This is a genomic window from Alloalcanivorax marinus, assembly GCF_016906305.1.
GTDB lineage: Bacteria > Pseudomonadota > Gammaproteobacteria > Pseudomonadales > Alcanivoracaceae > Alloalcanivorax > Alloalcanivorax marinus.
Genome location: NZ_JADDOL010000007.1, coordinates 118063 through 134243, shown reverse-complemented (window position 1 = coordinate 134243; position 16181 = coordinate 118063). Strand labels below are relative to the sequence as shown.

15 protein-coding genes and 1 tRNA gene are annotated in these 16181 nt (G+C 66.0%); 4 read left to right on the top strand and 12 right to left on the bottom strand.

Translation table 11 applies throughout. The features are described 5' to 3' along the window. Nucleotides 1–60 precede the first annotated feature (60 nt). From IM760_RS08425 to IM760_RS08415, 3 genes are all read right to left on the bottom strand, one after another. Nucleotides 61–1407 carry a UDP-glucose dehydrogenase family protein gene (locus IM760_RS08425; RefSeq protein ID WP_204428302.1) on the bottom strand — a complete coding sequence of 449 codons (1347 nt, stop codon included), beginning with the start codon at nt 1405–1407 and terminating at the stop codon, nt 61–63. Nucleotides 1408–1567: 160 nt separating this feature from the next. After that, the gene (gene rfaH, locus IM760_RS08420) at nt 1568–2083 is read right to left on the bottom strand and encodes a transcription/translation regulatory transformer protein RfaH (RefSeq protein ID WP_204428300.1); all 516 of its coding nucleotides are present in this window, start codon (nt 2081–2083) and stop codon (nt 1568–1570) included. 232 nt (nt 2084–2315) lie between these two features. After that, nucleotides 2316–2726, bottom strand: coding sequence for a hypothetical protein (locus IM760_RS08415; RefSeq protein ID WP_204428298.1), 411 nt, complete (start codon nt 2724–2726; stop codon nt 2316–2318). A 334-nt stretch (nt 2727–3060) separates the two neighbouring features. Between IM760_RS08415 and IM760_RS08410 the strand changes: the two genes are divergently transcribed. Then, entirely contained in the window at nt 3061–4353 is a 1293-nt protein-coding gene (locus IM760_RS08410; RefSeq protein WP_204428296.1) for a hypothetical protein, read from the top strand. A gap of 72 nt (nt 4354–4425) precedes the next feature. On the opposite strand, the gene cysC is transcribed toward IM760_RS08410, so the two are convergent. The 7 genes from cysC to IM760_RS08375 all read right to left on the bottom strand — a co-directional run bounded on the left by cysC (nt 4426) and on the right by IM760_RS08375 (nt 10960). Next, nucleotides 4426–5040 carry an adenylyl-sulfate kinase gene (gene cysC / locus IM760_RS08405; RefSeq protein WP_204428294.1) on the bottom strand — a complete coding sequence of 205 codons (615 nt, stop codon included), beginning with the start codon at nt 5038–5040 and terminating at the stop codon, nt 4426–4428. A 25-nt stretch (nt 5041–5065) separates the two neighbouring features. Then, nucleotides 5066–6844: an SLC13 family permease gene (locus IM760_RS08400; protein ID WP_204428292.1), complete on the bottom strand. Its 1779-nt coding sequence runs from the start codon at nt 6842–6844 to the stop codon at nt 5066–5068. A gap of 195 nt (nt 6845–7039) precedes the next feature. Beyond that, nucleotides 7040–7438 carry a DUF1330 domain-containing protein gene (locus IM760_RS08395; protein ID WP_204428290.1) on the bottom strand — a complete coding sequence of 133 codons (399 nt, stop codon included), beginning with the start codon at nt 7436–7438 and terminating at the stop codon, nt 7040–7042. Nucleotides 7439–7611: 173 nt separating this feature from the next. Further along, nucleotides 7612–8199, bottom strand: coding sequence for a YigZ family protein (locus IM760_RS08390; protein ID WP_204428288.1), 588 nt, complete (start codon nt 8197–8199; stop codon nt 7612–7614). Continuing rightward, nucleotides 8196–9173, bottom strand: a complete 978-nt coding sequence (locus IM760_RS08385; protein WP_204428286.1) for a quinone oxidoreductase family protein — start codon at nt 9171–9173, stop codon at nt 8196–8198. The genes IM760_RS08390 and IM760_RS08385 overlap by 4 nt, the downstream gene beginning before the upstream one ends. 96 nt (nt 9174–9269) lie before the next feature. After that, nucleotides 9270–10220: a cation diffusion facilitator family transporter gene (locus IM760_RS08380; RefSeq protein ID WP_204428284.1), complete on the bottom strand. Its 951-nt coding sequence runs from the start codon at nt 10218–10220 to the stop codon at nt 9270–9272. After that, nucleotides 10217–10960, bottom strand: coding sequence for a substrate-binding periplasmic protein (locus IM760_RS08375; RefSeq protein ID WP_204428282.1), 744 nt, complete (start codon nt 10958–10960; stop codon nt 10217–10219). Before IM760_RS08375 ends, IM760_RS08380 begins: the two co-directional genes overlap by 4 nt. 182 nt (nt 10961–11142) lie before the next feature. Between IM760_RS08375 and IM760_RS08370 the strand changes: the two genes are divergently transcribed. After that, entirely contained in the window at nt 11143–11469 is a 327-nt protein-coding gene (locus IM760_RS08370) for a four-helix bundle copper-binding protein (RefSeq protein WP_204428280.1), read from the top strand. A 66-nt stretch (nt 11470–11535) separates the two neighbouring features. On the opposite strand, the gene uvrB is transcribed toward IM760_RS08370, so the two are convergent. After that, nucleotides 11536–13551, bottom strand: a complete 2016-nt coding sequence (gene uvrB / locus IM760_RS08365; RefSeq protein WP_204428278.1) for an excinuclease ABC subunit UvrB — start codon at nt 13549–13551, stop codon at nt 11536–11538. Between the two features lie 174 nt (nt 13552–13725). Here uvrB and IM760_RS08360 point away from each other — a divergent pair, with 174 nt between their 5' ends. Continuing rightward, complete coding sequence (locus IM760_RS08360; RefSeq protein WP_204428276.1) at nt 13726–14916, top strand: pyridoxal phosphate-dependent aminotransferase; 1191 nt, start codon at nt 13726–13728, stop codon at nt 14914–14916. A gap of 67 nt (nt 14917–14983) precedes the next feature. Then, nucleotides 14984–15059 (top strand) — tRNA-Asn (locus tag IM760_RS08355). Between the two features lie 237 nt (nt 15060–15296). On the opposite strand, the gene IM760_RS08350 is transcribed toward IM760_RS08355, so the two are convergent. Next, on the bottom strand, nt 15297–16055 hold the full coding sequence (locus tag IM760_RS08350) for a hypothetical protein (protein WP_204428274.1): 759 nt from the start codon (nt 16053–16055) through the stop codon (nt 15297–15299). Nucleotides 16056–16181: the final 126 nt, after the last annotated feature.

The following is a 16181-nucleotide window of genomic DNA, read 5'->3' as shown; positions in this document are numbered from 1 at the left end:
GCTGCCAGTTCGTTTGAAGTTCTGTCGTTGATGTTCCGAAGGGGGCATTTTACATGCCGGCTACTGAATTGCGACACGCACCGACTCGCCGCGCCCCACCGCGTAATAGAGCAGTCCAGCCTGGCGCACGGTGCCCGGCTCGTATAGGTTACGGCCGTCCACCATTATCGGCAGGTTCAGGGCTTTCTTGATGGTGGCGAAATCCGCCACCCGGAATTCCTTCCATTCGGTACAGATCACCAGGGCGTCGGCCCCTTCCAGCGCCTGGTAGCGCTGGTCCACCAGGGTCAGGTCATCCCGTTCGCCGTAAATTCGGCGGCATTCCGCGGACGCCTCGGGGTCATAGGCTCGCACCCGGCCGCCGGCATTCCACACCGCTTCCATCAGCGCCCGGCTGGGCGCTTCGCGCATGTCGTCGGTGTTGGGTTTGAAGGCCAGCCCCCAGACCGCCACGGTGCGGCCGGCCAGGTCGCCGTCAAAGGCCGCCGCCAACTTATCGAACAGGGTTCTTTTCTGCCGCTCGTTGACCGCCTCCACGGCGTTCAGGATACGTGCCTCGTAGCCCACGTCCCGGGCGGTGCGCTCCAGGGCCTTGACGTCCTTGGGGAAGCAGGAGCCGCCATAACCACAGCCCGGGTAGATAAAGTGGTAGCCAATGCGTGGGTCGGAGCCGATGCCCAGGCGAACCTGTTCGATGTCGGCGCCCAGCCGTTCGGCCAGGTTGGCCATCTCGTTCATGAAGCTGATCTTGGTGGCGAGCATGGCGTTGGCGGCGTATTTGGTGAGCTCGGCGGAACGCGGGTCCATGAACACCAGTTTGTCGTGGTTGCGGCTGTAGGGTGCATAGCACTCGCGCATCAGCTCACGGACCCGGTCGGAGTCGGTGCCCACCACGATGCGCGCGCCCCGGGTAAAGTCCTCGACGGCCGCGCCTTCCTTCAGGAATTCCGGGTTGGAGCAGACGTCGTAGTCGATCCGTGTGTCCCTGGCGGCCAGGGCGTCGCTTAGCGCGCCACGTACCCGGTCGACGGTCCCCACCGGCACGGTGGATTTGTTGACCACCAGTTTGTAGTCGTCCATGTACCGACCGATGGTGGCGGCCACCTCCAGCACATAGCGCATGTCGGCGGAGCCGTCCTCATCCGGCGGCGTGCCCACGGCGATGAACTGCAGGGTGCCGAACGCCACGCCGGCGGCGGCGTCGGTGGTGAACGACAGGCGCCCTTCGGCCTGGTTATGGACCACCAGCGGCGTCAGGCCGGGCTCGTAAATGGGCACCTCGCCCCGGTCCAGGGCCTCCACCTTGGCGGGATCCACATCCACGCACAGAACCTCATGGCCGGCATCCGCCAGACAGGTACCGGTCACCAGGCCCACGTAGCCGGTACCGAAAATCGTGATTCGCATTCCTTGGTATTCCCCAACAATCAATCGAGTGTCGCGCGGGTGGCAGCATACAGGACCGGGGCTCTTTCGGGCACGCTACCGCCACGGGGTTGGCCGTCGATTCCCCGGGAACGGTCCTGCCTTGCCAGGGGCGCGGCGGGCCGCGCCGGTTGTCGCCGCCTCAGTGGCCCGCCGCTAGCGGGCTCACGTCCTTCAGGGACAGATTCAGGCGGTGCTGTTTGTGCAGCATTTCCAGCAGCACGATGGCCCGCTGCTCGCCGTCGTAGGCCTGGAAGGTGGCCTCCAGGTTGGCGAAGGGGCCGTTTTCGATGCGTAGCCGGTCGCCGGCGCGGATCGCCGGGCGGCTGTCTTGTGTCTCTGCGTCATCGCGGGTGCGCTGGATCAGCGCGTCCACCACGCCCTCCGGCACCCGGGCCGGCTGGTCGCCGAACGCCACCAGCCGGTTGACGCCGCGGGTGGAGCGTACGGTGTGCCAGCTGGGGCCGTAATCCTGGAATTGGACGAACAGATAACCGGGGAACAGGGGTTCGGTGCGGTGGGTGCGCCGGCCGGCGCGCAGCTTCTCCACGCGGAGACACGGCTGGAAGCAGGTGAAGCCTTGGTTTTCCAGGTTTTCCTGTGCACGGAAATTCTGGTTGGCGCGGCATTGGACCACGTACCAGGCATTGCTACTCATACCCTGCTTCCATAAGTGGGTGTGTCCGGGGGAGCCGGACGATTCCGTTAACCAAAACAATTACCGCGGAAGCTTAGCGCGAAATGGACGGCTCCGCCGCTTTCTTCACGCCAAGATTTGTTGGCATTGTTTTACGGTCCCCCGTAAGAAGCCAAGATGCTAGTGCAGTTTATTTCGGCGATCAATATGACGTCCCAGCCTCCGGGACGGCCGGCGGCCGCGGCGGGACGGCTTACTGGGTGGGGGAACGGCCGGCCTCGAGTTCCAGGTTGAGCTCTTCCCGGGTGAACTCCAGCTCCAGCTCCTCGTCTTCCTCGGAGAAGTCCCGCAGGGCGTCGCCGATGCGGGCGGTGGGGAAGGCGCGGCCAATCTCGCGGATCACGGCCAGCAGCTGGTCCGGGCCCTGGTCCGCGTCCGGGGCGCGGTAGAGCATCTCCAGGCCATGGCCGTCGGGGACGATGGTGGTGTAGGGGTCCACCAGGCCGCTGCCGTCTTCCGGGTCCGGGTATTCGACCACCGGGGTGGCGAAGCGATTGACGCCTTCGATTTCCAGATCGTCCCGGTCGGCGATAAACGCCTCCATGTCGGGCACCGGATCCTCCCCCGCCGGAAAACAGACGTGCATCCAGACCGTGTAGGCCATGATTCTCTCCTCCCTGATTGTTGTTGTATCCACCGACCTTCAATGGCGGCTGGCACAATGGTGCCAAAATGCCATCGCCGCGCCAAGCCGAAATCCCATCCGAGGCGTATGGTTTCTTGCCGGGCGGCATTTTTCAATGCGTACGCCCCCTTCCGCCCGGCTTTTCGGCTCGGCGGATTCAAGATCGTTTCAGGCGATACCTTGTGGTAGCTTGATTCGCAATAAAAAACAGACTGGGGAAAAAAGAATGAAGGACGCATTCTCACGGCGCGCCGCGTCGTGTTTGATTTTTACGGCCGTTATGGCCGCGGCGCCGGCCACCGCGGAAATCCGATTGGATGAACCCAGCGCCGGGCTGACCCTTCAGCAGGCGGACGCCGGCTACCGAATCCAGAGCTTCGATATCACCGCCCTTCCCGGTAATCGCTGGGCGCTGGTCTGGGCCGCTCGCGGCGAAGACCCGGGCGCCCGCGACTATGTGGCCGTGCAACGCTTCAATGCCGCCGGCGAACCGGTCGGGGCGCCGGTGCGGATCCATCAGGTTGCCGAAAGCGAGAACCTTCATCTGGGCCGGCCGTCCGTGGACAGCGACGGCAATGGCAATCTGATGGTCAGTTGGGGCAGCTACGACCCCGAGGGCGGTGGCAGTGACGACTGCTACGAGGACGGCTGGTACACCCGCGTCAATCGTAATGACACCGACCAGACCGTGGCCGCGCCCCGGTCGATACCGTCCATCGGCGTTCCCCTCTGCCGCAGCGGTATCGTGGTGGACGCGGACGGCGATTATGTCGTCTCCGGTAGCGCCGGTATGGTCGGCCGTCTTTTCTGGGTCCGCTATCTGAGAGACCACACCCAATCCTGGGGGGACCAGATCCAGGTCCAACGCTCTATCGTACCCGGCGGCATGACCATGGCGCCGGACGGCACCCTGGTGGTCACCATCGAGGATCGTGCCGAGGCGCTTTTCCGCCGGCTCAGCCCCGGCGGCACCGCTCTGCACGATGACCATTTTGAGGAGCTGGACAACGGCGTTGTTTCGAGCAGCGACGTGTATCAGTCCGACCCCGCCGTGGCCAGTGTCGGCGGCGACGGCTTCGTGGGGGTCTGGTTGGAAGACAACACCCCGAGCGACGACCCGCAGAAAACGTTCGAAATCCACGGCCGCCGCTGGCACGGCGACGGCACCGCCGGTGCCGCCCTGCTGCTCGCCGCGAACCCGCAGACCGGCACCTTCACGCCGCCCAGCGTGGCGGCGGACGGCCAGGGCAATCTGGTCGGTGTCTGGGCCTGGCAGGAAGCGGGTCAGCCGCCGGTGGCCGGCCTCACCGCCTTCGACCGCGACGGCCAAGTGGTGGGCGACCGGGACACGCCGTTCGCCGACCTGTCGGCGCTGGGGGCGTTCACCCCTGGCGGCGAGCCCCGGGTGGCCCTGCGGGAAGGCGTGATGGCCATCGCCTGGCAGACGGACGACGGCAGCGAAATCCAGGGCCGCACCTTCATCCAGCACAACGCGCCGGAGAGCAATGACAGCGGCGGCGGCGGTGGCGGCGGCGGCCCCATGGCGCCTCTGTTGCTGCTCACCCTGGCCGCTCTGGGCCTGCGCCGCCGTCCGCCAGCCGCCTGACCAGACCCCGCGCGCCGAATGGCGGGACACGCCTCTGGCGTGCGGGCATCGCGGCTGAAGCCGCGATACGGCTTACACGCCGATGGCGGCGATCAGCTGTTTGACGCAGGTTTCGATGTCGTTCTCGGCGGTATTGATCACCACCTCGGCCCGGTCCGGGGCCTCGTAGGGGCTGTCGATGCCGGTGAATTCCTTGATCTGGCCGGCGCGGGCTTTCTTGTACAGGCCCTTGGGGTCGCGCTCTTCACATTTTTCCAGCGGCGCGTCGACGAACACTTCCACGAACTCGCCGTCCTCGAACAGCGCCCGGGCGGCGTCCCGGTCGGCGCGGAACGGGCTGATAAAGGCGGTGACCACCACCAGACCGGCGTCCACCATCAGCTTGGCCACCTCGGACACCCGGCGGATGTTCTCGGTGCGGTCCTCGTCACTCATCCCCAGGTTCTTGTTCAGCCCGTGGCGCACGTTGTCGCCGTCCAGCAGGTAGGTGTGCTTGCCCTGCGCGGTGAGCGCCACTTCCAGGGCGTTGGCCAGGGTGGACTTGCCGGACCCGGACAGGCCGGTCAGCCAGATGCACTTCGGCACCTGGGCCTTCTGCTTCGCCCGGTCCGCTTTGGTGATGTTGGACTGGTGCCAGATGACTTCGGCTTGGGAGTCGTTCTCGCGTTTTTCGTAAGGGCCTGACATGACATTCTCCGTAACAGTGTGGGTGTTAGCCGCCGAAGGGCCAGAAAACAGGGATCAGGGCGGTGGTGACGGCGGCGGCGAGGATCGACATGGGTACGCCGATGCGCAGGTAATCGGTGAAGCGGTAGCCGCCGGGGCCCATGACCATCAGGTTGGTCTGGTAGCCAAGCGGCGTCATGAAGCTGGCGCTGGCGGCGAACATGACGGCGACGATGTAGGGCATGGGCGACACGCCCAGGTGCTCGGCGATGCCGGTGGCGATGGGGAACACCAGCACCGCGGCGGCGTTGTTGGTGATCACCTCGGTGAACAGGGCGGTGATTACGTAGACCACCAGCAGCGCCAGCCAGGGGTTGTCGATGCCCTGCCCCATCAGCGCGTTGACGATAAAGGCGGCGGTGCCGCTTTCTTCCAGGGCGGTACCGAGGGCGAAGGCGGCGCCGATCACCACCAGTACCGGCAGGTTGACGCTCACGTTCATGCGCGCCCGGTTGACGGTGACGCAGCGGGTGGCGAGCAGCAGGCCGGCGGCGATAAAGGCGGCTTCCAGCACCGACAGCAGGCCGATCACGTTGATCGCCACCATGCCCACCAGGATGGCGGTGGCCAGGGGCGCCTTGGAGAAGTCCGGCGGGGTGGAATCGCTGAGCGGGCTGACCAGCATGAAGTCGCGACGGTAGCGGTATTGCTCCACGAAGGTCTGGCCGGTTTCCAGCAGCAGGGTGTCGCCGATGCGCAGGATCTGTTCGCCCACCTTGCCGGGCTGGCGGCGCCCGCCCCGGCTGATGCTGAGGATGGCGGCCTGGTAGCGGGTGCGGAAGGCGCTGTCCTTGACGGTGTGGTTGAGGCCGGGAAATTCCGGGCCGATCACCACTTCCACCAGGCAGCGCTGGTGGTTGTTGAGCTTGAGCTTGTGGGCGCCGCCGTGGGCCGGCACCAGGCCGTTGATGCGCTGCAGCTCGCGGGCGCAGTCCGGGGCGCCGATAAAGGCGAGCTGGTCGCCGGCCAGGATCTGCATGTCCGGGCCCACCGCGGTGTAGAGCTTGTCGCCGCGCTGGATTTCGGTGAGGTAGCCGTGGGTCAGGTTGCGCAGGCCGGCGTCCTGGATGGTCTTGTTGTGCAGCGGGCTGCCCTCCGGCACCACCATTTCCACGTGGTATTCGCGGGCCCGCTCCACTTGCTCCACCAGGCCGGCCCGGTTGGGCAGCAGGCGACGGCCGAGCAGCAGCAGGAACGCCGTGCCGGCCAGCAGCAGCGGCACGCCCACCCAGGCCAGGTCGAAGATGTGGAAACCTTCCAGGCCCCGGCGTTGCATCATGCCGTCCACCACCAGGTTGGTGCTGGTGCCGATCAGGGTGCAGGTGCCGCCAAGGATGGCCGCGTAGCTGAGCGGCAACAGCAGTTGCGAGGCGGACAGTTTGAGGCGCTGGGCCCACTCCTGTACCGCCGGGATCATCATCGCCACCACGGTGGTGTTGTTGAGGAAGGCGCTGAGCAGCGCGGTGGGGGCGATCAGGCGGGTCTGGCTGCCGGTCAGGGTTTTCGGCTGGCCCAGCAGCTTATGGGCGATCCAGTAGATGGCGCCGGTGTCGCGCAGGGCGGCGGCCACCACGTAGAGCACCGCCACCGTCATCAGGCCCGGGTTGGCGAAGCCGGCCAGGGCCTGGTCCGGGCTGATCACGCCGCCCACCAGCACCGCCACCAGGGCGGCCATCATGGTGACCTCGGCGGGCACCCGGTTGCTGGCCAGGGCGCCGAGCACGGCGGCCACGACCAGCGAGGTGAACAAAATATCCGGCGTCATCGTCGGCCAAGGCTCCAGCGGTCCGGTGGTGCGGGGAATGGCTGGATGGTAGCGGTTTATTTATAACCTGCAAGCAGCGCTTGATTCTTTGCTTATAGCGTTTTGGTTTGAACGGGCGCTTGGGGGATCGCGACTGAAGTCGCTCCTACGGCCCAGGGGATGGGGTAGGAGCGACTTCAGTCGCGAAGGCCGTGTTCATTTCTCCTGGTTGCAGATGAGACGGGCTTCTTCCAGGGCGGCGGTGCGATGCTTGGTGGCTTCCCGGTATTCCGGGTCCGCCAGCATGGTGGCGAACGCCTGGATCGAGGGGTAGCGCACCAGCAGCACCTCGTCCCAGTGCTCGTCCTCCGGGGCGATCACGCCGGCCAGGGTGTGGCCGCTCCAGACCATCTCGCCGCCCACGCCCTGGACCTTCTGGAACGCCACCTTGGAATAGCGGCGGTAGGCTTCGCGGCCGTCGTAATCGGCCTCGCCGTCCTTGTAGCGGGCTTTGTCGCGGAAGCGCAGCAAGTTGAGCATGACGATGGGGGTGTCGGCGGGGATGCTTTTGAAAATGTCCGGCAGACGTTTGGGATCCGGGTCGACCACGGGCATGGGAGGCTCCTGTTGTGGTGGCTGTTGTCATCGGTATGGGCACCAGGGTGCCGCGACCGGCGCGTGCCGCCAATGACCGATTGCGTCAATCCCATGGCGGGATTTCCGGGCCGGCCTGGCCACTCCGCCTGATCGCGGTTGAAACCGCTCCTACAGAACCGGTAGGAGCGACTTCAGTCGCGATCCATCCCCTGCGCCGCGCAAAAAGCGTCCAACTCCGGCAGCCGCGCTTCCGGCAGGGTCAGACGCACCCGCACCGTCTCGCCATAGTCCACGTCGTCCAGCTGCCCTTCGTGCTGATCGCACCAGTGCCGCAGGGGCTGCTCCTGGGCGAAACCAAGCCTCAGGGTGACGGTGGACTCGGGTACCTGCTCGATCACTTCCATGGCGGACAGCACCGCCTCGGCGGCGCCGGCGTAGGCGCGCACCAGGCCGCCGGCGCCCAGCTTCACGCCGCCGAAATAGCGGATCACCACCACCATCACGTCGCCGATGCCCTTGTGCTGGATCACGTTGAAGATGGGCTTGCCGGCGGTGCCGGAGGGTTCGCCGTCGTCGTTCATGGCGCCCTGGCCGGAATTCGGCGCGCCGATCAGCCAGGCGTGGCAGTGGTGGGTGGCGTCCGGGTAGCGGGCGCGGGCCTCCTCGAGCACCGCCTGGCCTTCCGCCCGGCTGCGCACCGGGCGCAGCCAGGCGATAAAGCGGCTTTTATTGATTTCCAGCTCGCGGTCCACCGGGCCGGCGGGGACGGGATAGGTCATCGCACCCGCAGCACCACGGCGCCGTGGGTTTTGCGCGCTTCCATATCCTGATGGGCGCGGCCCACGTCCTTGAGGTCGTAGATCGCCGGCGCGGCGGGGGTCAGGGTGCCATCCTGAAGGGCGGCGAAGAACTCCGCCGCCACCTGGTCGCGGCGCGCCAGGTCGCCGATGTAATGGCCGAGCATGGGGCGGGTCACGGTCAGCGAAGCGGCCGCCAGGCGCGGCATGGCCAGCGGCTCCACCGGGCCGGAGGACTGGCCGAAGTTGACCAGGTGGCCGCGCGGCGCCAGGCAGTCGAGGGACCCGTAGAAGGTGTCCTTGCCCACCGAATCGTAGACCACCGCCACGCCCTTGCCGCCGGTGATCTCCTTGACCTTCGCGGTGACGTTCTGCTCGCGGTACAGGATCACATGGTCGCAGCCGCCGGCGCGGGCCTGCTCGGCCTTGGCCTCGCTGCCCACGGTGCCGATCACGGTGGCGCCCAGATGGTGGGCCCACTGGCAAAGCAGCTGGCCGACACCGCCGGCGGCGGCCTGCACCAGCAGGGTGTGGGACGGCTTCAGGGCGAACACGTCGGTCATCAGCACCCGGGCGGTGAGGCCGCGCACCATCATGCCGGCCACCAGGGTGTCGTCCAGCCCCTCCGGCAGGCGCACCGCATTGTCCGCCTTGATCAGCCGCTCTTCCGCGTAGGCGCCGTAGCCGTGGGCGATATAGGCGACCCGGTCGCCCACCTGGAGGCGCTCCACGCCCTCGCCCACCGCCAGCACCTCGCCGGCCCCTTCCAGGCCGGGCACGCCGGGCAGCGGCAGGGTCTGGTAGAGACCCGAGCGCACGTAGATATCGTGGAAGTTGACCCCCACGGCGGTCTGCTTGAGATGCAGCTCACCCGGCCCGGGAGCGCCGATATCGATGTTCTCGGCTTTCAGTACTTCGGGGCCGCCGGCTTGATGCATGACCATGGCAATCGGCATGGAAACTCCTTAAACGATGAAAACAGGGCCCAAAATCGGCCTCCAAGCCCTAAAACACCCGCCCATTCGCCCACCAATCCCATAAAAATCAAACCCTTATCGGGGTCCGACCCCGGGGAGGGGGGTGATGACGATTTCGTAGAGGCGCCAGTCGTGGTGGTTGAGGGCGCGGGTGGCTTCGGCGATGTTGTGGGTGAGGTTATCATCACTGTGCGGCACCACGAAGGCTTCACCGCTGAACACGTGGCCTTCTTCGCGCAGGCGTACCTCGGCGTGCTTCACCCAGGGCATGGCGCGGAGCCTGGCGGCCAGTTCCTCGGGCAGCGGCGAGGGTTCGGTTTTGGCGGTGAAGCGGGGGTGCCGGTCCAGGGTATCGCCCACCGCCTCCCGCAGGTTCTTGAAGCCGTCGCTGATGATGTCCAGGGAGATCAGCGCGCCGGCCAGGGCGTCCGCCCACCACCAGCCGGCGCCCACGCCCAGCACGCCGATGGCCGCGGCGAGCCCGGTCATCCAGTCCGCCTTGCTCATTTTGGCGTCGGCGTAGACGGTTTTCTCGTGGACCTGTTCCGCCAGCCGTTCCTGGAAAAAGCCCAGCGTAAGCGGGATCACCACGCTGTAGGCCAGCGCCGCGATCATCACCCAGCCCATCCAGATGGAGTGGCCGAACAGCTCGATGACCCCGATGGTGGGGTGTTCCATGCTCACCAGCTTGATCAGCGAGTCCACCAGCAGAAAGCCGCCCATCATCAGCAGCGCCACCGAGGCGGCGAGGAAGGCGATGATGGTGAGCCGCTGGTAGCCATAGGGGTAGCGCTCGTTCGGTGTGCGGTCCCGAAAGCGCACCACCAGCAGGAACATGATGGCCGGCAGCAGCGACAGGATGTCCTCGTACCAGCCGGCTTTCATGGCCTGGCTGTTGCCCAGGGCGAAATACATCACCGCCACGATGCTGATACGCAGGACCAGGTTGAGCCATTCCAGGCGCACCAGCCGTTCAATGGCCCGGTGCTTGTCGTCGGGTAAACGGTAAGCCGCGCGTACTTTCATTGGGATTCCCCTCCCTGGCCATCCGGGTAGGCGCGGCTGGCGTCAGCCAGGCGGGCCGGCAGGTCGTCGACGCCGTTCAGATGACGCTGCACCAGGGCCAGCCAGGCGTTCTCGCCCTTGGGCACCGCCATCACGTGACGTTCGGTGCGCAGCACCCAGGGCCCCACGGTGAGGCCGCGGGCCCGCAGCCACCAGTGCGCGCCGCCCAGGGCCTGGCCGGTGGGCGGTGGTCCGTCGAAGGGCACCACGCGGGCGCCTTCGTCGTGCAGGGGATCGGCCAGATGGTTGACGCGGGGCACGTGCACGGTCTGACCGTCCAGGTTGTCCGGCGGCGCCTTGCCGGCGCCGGCGGGAAAGCCCACGCCCGCCGGCAGTTTGGCGTAGGGCTTGGTCAACGCCACTTGTTTTGTCAGCGCCGGGTTGTCGCGCAGGCCGCCGATCACCAGGTCGATCTGGCGCTGTTCCAGGGCGGCAATCAGTTCGCTTTGCGCGCCCCAGTGCCAGCGCACCCGGGCGTCCAGCGCGGCGGCGATCTCCCGCGCCAGGTCGACCTCCACCCCGGCGGGCGGGTCGCCACGGACCACCCAGGGCGGGTTTTCGGTAACGCCCACATGCAGCACCCCGCCGCGCACCCGGTCCAGGGTGCCTTCCACGTCGCGGGGGTAACGGCAGCCGGGCCCGACCAGCAGCAGGGCCAGACACGCCAGCCACAGCAAACGACGCGCTCCGTGCGTCACCATAGCGCTCTCCTTGCGTCTTGTTGCGGTTCCTTTTTTCTAGACCCGTGTCGGGCGCCCGTCAAAAGCATTCAGCATTCTTTTACGTATTGTTCACGCAAATGCCGAGCGCTCGCTTGCCGCGAGCGCGCGCCCGTTGCTAGCGTCGAAGCCGTGAACCCACGATCCACATCAAGGAGGATGTCATGGCGATCAATCACAGCGCCTGTATCGAGGCCTGCAACCGTTGCGCGGCCTATTGCGACCATTGCGCGGTGAGCTGCCTGGAGGAAGGCAACCGGGAAGAGATGGCGGAGTGCATCCGCCTGGATTTGCAGTGCGCGGCGATCTGCCGGCTGGCGGCGCAGTACCTGGCGCAGGACAGCCGCTTCGCCATCCAGTTGTGCGAGCTGTGCGCCGAGGTGTGCAAGGCCTGCGGCGAGGAGTGCGGCAAGCACGACCACGACCATTGCCGCGAGTGCGCCGACGCCTGCATGGCGTGCGTGCGCGAGTGCAGCGCCATGGTGGCGTAGGAGCGGCACTCCCACCGCGATGGACCCCGCCAAAGGGCCGGGCGAATCGCGGTGGGACCACCGTTCCTACCGCATGAAGCCTTCCTCGCGGAGCTTGTGGATTTTGTCGCGCACCGCGGCGGCCTGCTCGAATTCCAGGTTCTTGGCGTGCTCCATCATTTCCGCTTCCAGCTTCTCGATGTCCTTGGCCACCTCCGCCGGTGAGCGGGCCACGTACTTGCCCTTGTCCTCGGCCACCTTGCGGTTGCGCTTGCGGTCGGGCTGGCCGGCGCCGGTGGTGTAGGCGTCGTCCATGATGTCGCGCACCTGTTTCTTGAGCGCCTGGGGCGTGATGCCCTGCTCCTTGTTGTGGGCGATCTGCTTGTCCCGGCGACGCTCGGTTTCGTCCATGGCGCGGCGCATGGAGCCGGTGATCTCATCGGCGTAGAGGATGGCGCGGCCGTTGATGTTACGGGCCGCCCGGCCGATGGTCTGGATCAGCGAGCGCTCGGCGCGCAGGAAGCCTTCCTTGTCGGCGTCCAGGATCGCCACCAGAGCCACCTCGGGCATGTCCAGGCCCTCGCGGAGCAGGTTGATGCCCACCAGCACGTCGAACTTGCCCAGGCGCAGGTCGCGGATGATCTCCACCCGCTCCACGGTGTCGATGTCGGAGTGCAGGTAGCGCACCTTGACGCCGTGCTCGTTCAGGTACTCGGTGAGGTCCTCGGCCATGCGCTTGGTGAGGGTGGTGACCAGCACCCGCTCGCCCTTCTCCACCGACTCGCGCACTTCGCCGAGCAGGTCGTCCACCTGGCTGCCCGCCGGGCGCACCTCGATGGCCGGGTCCACCAGGCCGGTGGGCCGCACCACCTGTTCCACCACCTGGCCGGCGTATTTCTCTTCGTAGGGCCCAGGGGTGGCGGAGACGAACACCATTTGCGGCGCCAGCCGTTCCCATTCCTCGAACTTGAGGGGCCGGTTGTCCAGGGCCGAGGGCAGCCGGAAGCCGAACTCCACCAGGGTCTCCTTGCGCGAGCGGTCCCCTTTGTACATGCCGCCGAGCTGGGGAATGGTGACGTGGGATTCGTCCACGATCAGCATGGCGTCGTCGGGCAGGTAGTCGAACAGGGTGGGCGGCGCCTCGCCGGGCTGGCGGCCGGAGAACAGGCGCGAGTAGTTTTCCACCCCGTTGCAGTAGCCCAGCTCCTGGAGCATCTCGATGTCGAAGCGGGTGCGCTGCTCCAGCCGCTGGGCCTCCACCAGCTTGTTGTTGTCCTTGAGGGTCTTGAGCCGGTCGGCCAGCTCCTCCTTGATCATCTCGATGGCCTTGAGCACCGTCTCCCGGGGGGTGACGTAGTGGCTCTTCGGGTAGATGGTGATGCGCCCCACCCGCTTGATCACCTCGCCGGTGAGCGGGTCGAAGATGCTGATGTCCTCGATCTCGTCGTCGAACAGCTCGATGCGCACCGCCTCTTTCTCTTCCTCCGCCGGGAAGATGTCGATGACGTCGCCGCGCACCCGGTAGGTGGCGCGGCGGAAGTCCATTTCGTTGCGGGTGTACTGCAGCTCCGCCAGACGGCGCAGCAGGTCGCGCTGGTCGATGCGGTCGCCGCGCACCAGGTGCAGCACCATGGCGTGGTAGCTGGCCGGGTCGCCCAGGCCGTAGATGGCGGACACGGTGGCGACGATGATGGTGTCGCGGCGCTCCAGAATCGCCTTGGTGGCGGACAGGCGCATCTGCTCGATGTGCTCGTTCACCGAGGCGTCCTTCTCGATGAAGGTGTCCGAACTGGGGACGTAGGCCTCCGGCTGGTAGTAGTCGTAATAGGAAACGAAATACTCCACCGCGTTCTCCGGGAAGAACGCCTTGAACTCCCCGTAGAGCTGGGCGGCCAGGGTCTTGTTGGGCGCCAGGATGATGGTGGGGCGCTGGACCTGCTGGATCACGTTGGCCATGGTGAAGGTCTTGCCGGAGCCGGTCACGCCGAGCAGGGTCTGGTGGCCCAGTCCGTCGTGAATGCCCTCCACCAGGCCGGCGATGGCGGTGGGCTGGTCGCCGGCGGGCTGGTACTCCGAATGCAGCTTGAAGGCGGTGTCTGCCATGTGTCCTCGGTGCGGTAATAAAGGGAAAAATCCGTGGGCCCGGCGGGGCTCAGGCTGGGAGGTGCTCCCCGAATGCGGTAACATTACTGGCCCTGAACCGCGCCGCGGCGCGCCGTCCAGGGTGCCCCCGGCATGGCGCCCGGGGCGTCAACTCATTAGAGAGATGAGGAGTGCATGTCCGATATCAACCTTTCCGACCGCGTACAACGCATCAAGCCTTCCCCAACGCTGGCGATTACTTCCAAAGCCGCTGAACTGCGTGCCGAGGGCAAGGACATCATCGGCCTGGGCGCGGGCGAGCCGGATTTCGATACCCCGGATCATATCAAACAGGCCGCCATCGAGGCGATCAACGCCGGTAAAACCAAGTATACCCCGGTGGACGGCACTCCCGGTCTGAAAAAGGCCATCATCGCCAAATTCAAGAACGAGAACGGCCTGGACTACGAGGCCAACCAGATCCTGGTGTCCAGCGGCGGCAAACAGAGCTTCTTCAACATGGCCCTGGCGCTGCTCAACGACGGTGACGAGGCGATCATCCCGGCACCCTACTGGGTGAGCTACCCGGACATGGTGAAAGTGGCCGGCGGCGTGCCCGTGATCCTGGAAACCGACGTGGACAGCCGCTTCAAGATCACCCCGGAACAGCTGGAAGCGGCGATCACGCCGAAGACCCGCCTGTTCGTGATCAACAGCCCGTCCAACCCGTCCGGCATGGCCTACTCCGAAGAGGAACTGGCCGCCCTGGGCGCGGTGCTGGAGAAGCACCCGGACATCGTGGTCGCCACCGACGACATGTACGAGCACATCCTGTGGACCGGCAAGCCGTTCGTGAACATCGTCAACGCCTGCCCGGCGCTGTATGACCGCACCGTGGTGATGAACGGCGTGTCCAAGGCCTACTCCATGACCGGCTGGCGGATCGGCTACGCCGGCGGCCCCCAGAAGCTGATCGCGGCCATGAAGAAGGTGCAGAGCCAGTCCACCTCCAACCCGGCCTCCATCAGCCAGGCCGCCGCCGAGGCCGCCCTGTCCGGCGACCAGCAGTGCGTGAAGGACATGGTCAAGGCCTTCAAGGAGCGCCACGACTACGTGGTGGACGCCCTCAACAAGCTGCCGGGCGTGACCTGCGCCGCCGGCGACGGCACTTTCTATGCCTTCCCGGACTTCTCCGGCGCCATCGCCGCCATGGACGGGGTGGAAAGCTGCACCGACCTGGCCGCCCAGCTGCTGGAGACCGCGGAAGTGGCCCTGGTGCCCGGTTCCGCCTTCGGCGCCCCCGGCTGCCTGCGCCTGTCCTTCGCCACCGGCATGGACACCCTGAAAGAGGCGATCCGTCGCATCGAGCAGGCACTGTCTAAATAAGCAACAAACGGTCCCCCGGGTGTTGACGCCCCCGGGGGCCGCCACTACTATACGCGCCTCAAGTTATTCCGCCTTAGCTCAGTTGGTAGAGCAGCTGACTGTTAATCAGCGGGTCGCTGGTTCGAGCCCAGCAGGCGGAGCCAAATAAAGAACCCCGGCATCGAAAGATGTCGGGGTTTTTTATTTGGCTCTGAATGTTTACCTGGCGTAGCCCAGCAGGGTGAGCAGGGAATTGTGAAAGCACCGCTTTCACCCTGCGAACGCCCCTCGGCATGCAGGCCGAGGGGCCGGGGGAGCCAAATAGAAGGGCCTATCCATCGGGTAGGCCCTTTTTCTTTGCCCGGCGCCCGCCGTAGGAGGAGCGACTTCCCGGGCAGCCCTCAGAGTGATTCCTGACCAATCAGGAAAACACCCCCCGTGCGGTCGGCGCTGGGGGCCACGGCAATGATCTCACGGTCCTGCACCACCACGATCCCTTGCAGGGTCTCGCCCTCGTAGGTGCAGGTACTGCCTTCAAAGGTCGCGCTCAGATTGTAGACGTCGCCGCTTTCCCGGGGCGCGATGGTGCCGTTGAACTGGCAGCCGGATTCGTCCTCGCCCTGGAAGTTGCCCTGCTCGTCGATGTCCACCTCGACCTCGATTTGGCCGCCTTGCGGGATCAACGCGATGCCGAAATAAAGGCCGGCATCCTCGGCCAGGTCCGGGGTCTGTTCGTAACTGTCGTCGTAGGCCAGGCTGAAACCCACTTGTTCGCTGCTACCGTCTTCCTGGACCGTGCCGGTCAGGTTCTGCTTGCGCGTAAAGGTGGCGTCCAGGCTGCCCTGGAACACCTCCTCGGCCACGAAACTGAAGTCCCTGGCGTTGGAGGAGGTGAAGCGGTCACCCCGCGTCACACCGGTGCCCTGAACCACGCCCTGAAGGTCGTACACGGCGCCGTTTTCCTCTCCGTAGAGGATGTAGTAGTCGCCGTTATCCAGTACCACCCCGAACAGTTCCGTCCCCACATCGCTGGTGCCTTCGTAGAACCCCTCGGGGGCGGGATCACCAGGCTCCGAGCCGCCGGAGCTGTCGCCGCCGCCGCCACAGGCCGCCAGCATCCCCACCAGAGGCACACCCCAAAGTGCATGAATCGTTTTCATCGTTTTCCCTTTTTTGATTGTGTCGACTTGCGTGACCGCCTTACCGGCGGCGACATTTTCGCGCCGGTGGGGAGATTAGCGCGGATCGGCCCGGCCGATCCACGACCGAATTCTCTCTCGGCGAAA

Coding starts and splice junctions, on each gene's coding strand:
- IM760_RS08350 (WP_204428274.1), bottom strand. CDS start 16,055: ATGAAAACGATTCATGCACTTTGGGGTGTGCCTCTGGTGGGGATGCTG.
- IM760_RS08385 (WP_204428286.1), bottom strand. CDS start 9,173: ATGCCGATTGCCATGGTCATGCATCAAGCCGGCGGCCCCGAAGTACTG.
- IM760_RS08370 (WP_204428280.1), top strand. CDS start 11,143: ATGGCGATCAATCACAGCGCCTGTATCGAGGCCTGCAACCGTTGCGCG.
- IM760_RS08380 (WP_204428284.1), bottom strand. CDS start 10,220: ATGAAAGTACGCGCGGCTTACCGTTTACCCGACGACAAGCACCGGGCC.
- IM760_RS08415 (WP_204428298.1), bottom strand. CDS start 2,726: ATGGCCTACACGGTCTGGATGCACGTCTGTTTTCCGGCGGGGGAGGAT.
- IM760_RS08390 (WP_204428288.1), bottom strand. CDS start 8,199: ATGACCTATCCCGTCCCCGCCGGCCCGGTGGACCGCGAGCTGGAAATC.
- rfaH (WP_204428300.1), bottom strand. CDS start 2,083: ATGAGTAGCAATGCCTGGTACGTGGTCCAATGCCGCGCCAACCAGAAT.
- uvrB (WP_204428278.1), bottom strand. CDS start 13,551: ATGGCAGACACCGCCTTCAAGCTGCATTCGGAGTACCAGCCCGCCGGC.
- IM760_RS08375 (WP_204428282.1), bottom strand. CDS start 10,960: ATGGTGACGCACGGAGCGCGTCGTTTGCTGTGGCTGGCGTGTCTGGCC.
- IM760_RS08425 (WP_204428302.1), bottom strand. CDS start 1,407: ATGCGAATCACGATTTTCGGTACCGGCTACGTGGGCCTGGTGACCGGT.
- cysC (WP_204428294.1), bottom strand. CDS start 5,040: ATGTCAGGCCCTTACGAAAAACGCGAGAACGACTCCCAAGCCGAAGTC.
- IM760_RS08400 (WP_204428292.1), bottom strand. CDS start 6,844: ATGACGCCGGATATTTTGTTCACCTCGCTGGTCGTGGCCGCCGTGCTC.
- IM760_RS08360 (WP_204428276.1), top strand. CDS start 13,726: ATGTCCGATATCAACCTTTCCGACCGCGTACAACGCATCAAGCCTTCC.
- IM760_RS08395 (WP_204428290.1), bottom strand. CDS start 7,438: ATGCCCGTGGTCGACCCGGATCCCAAACGTCTGCCGGACATTTTCAAA.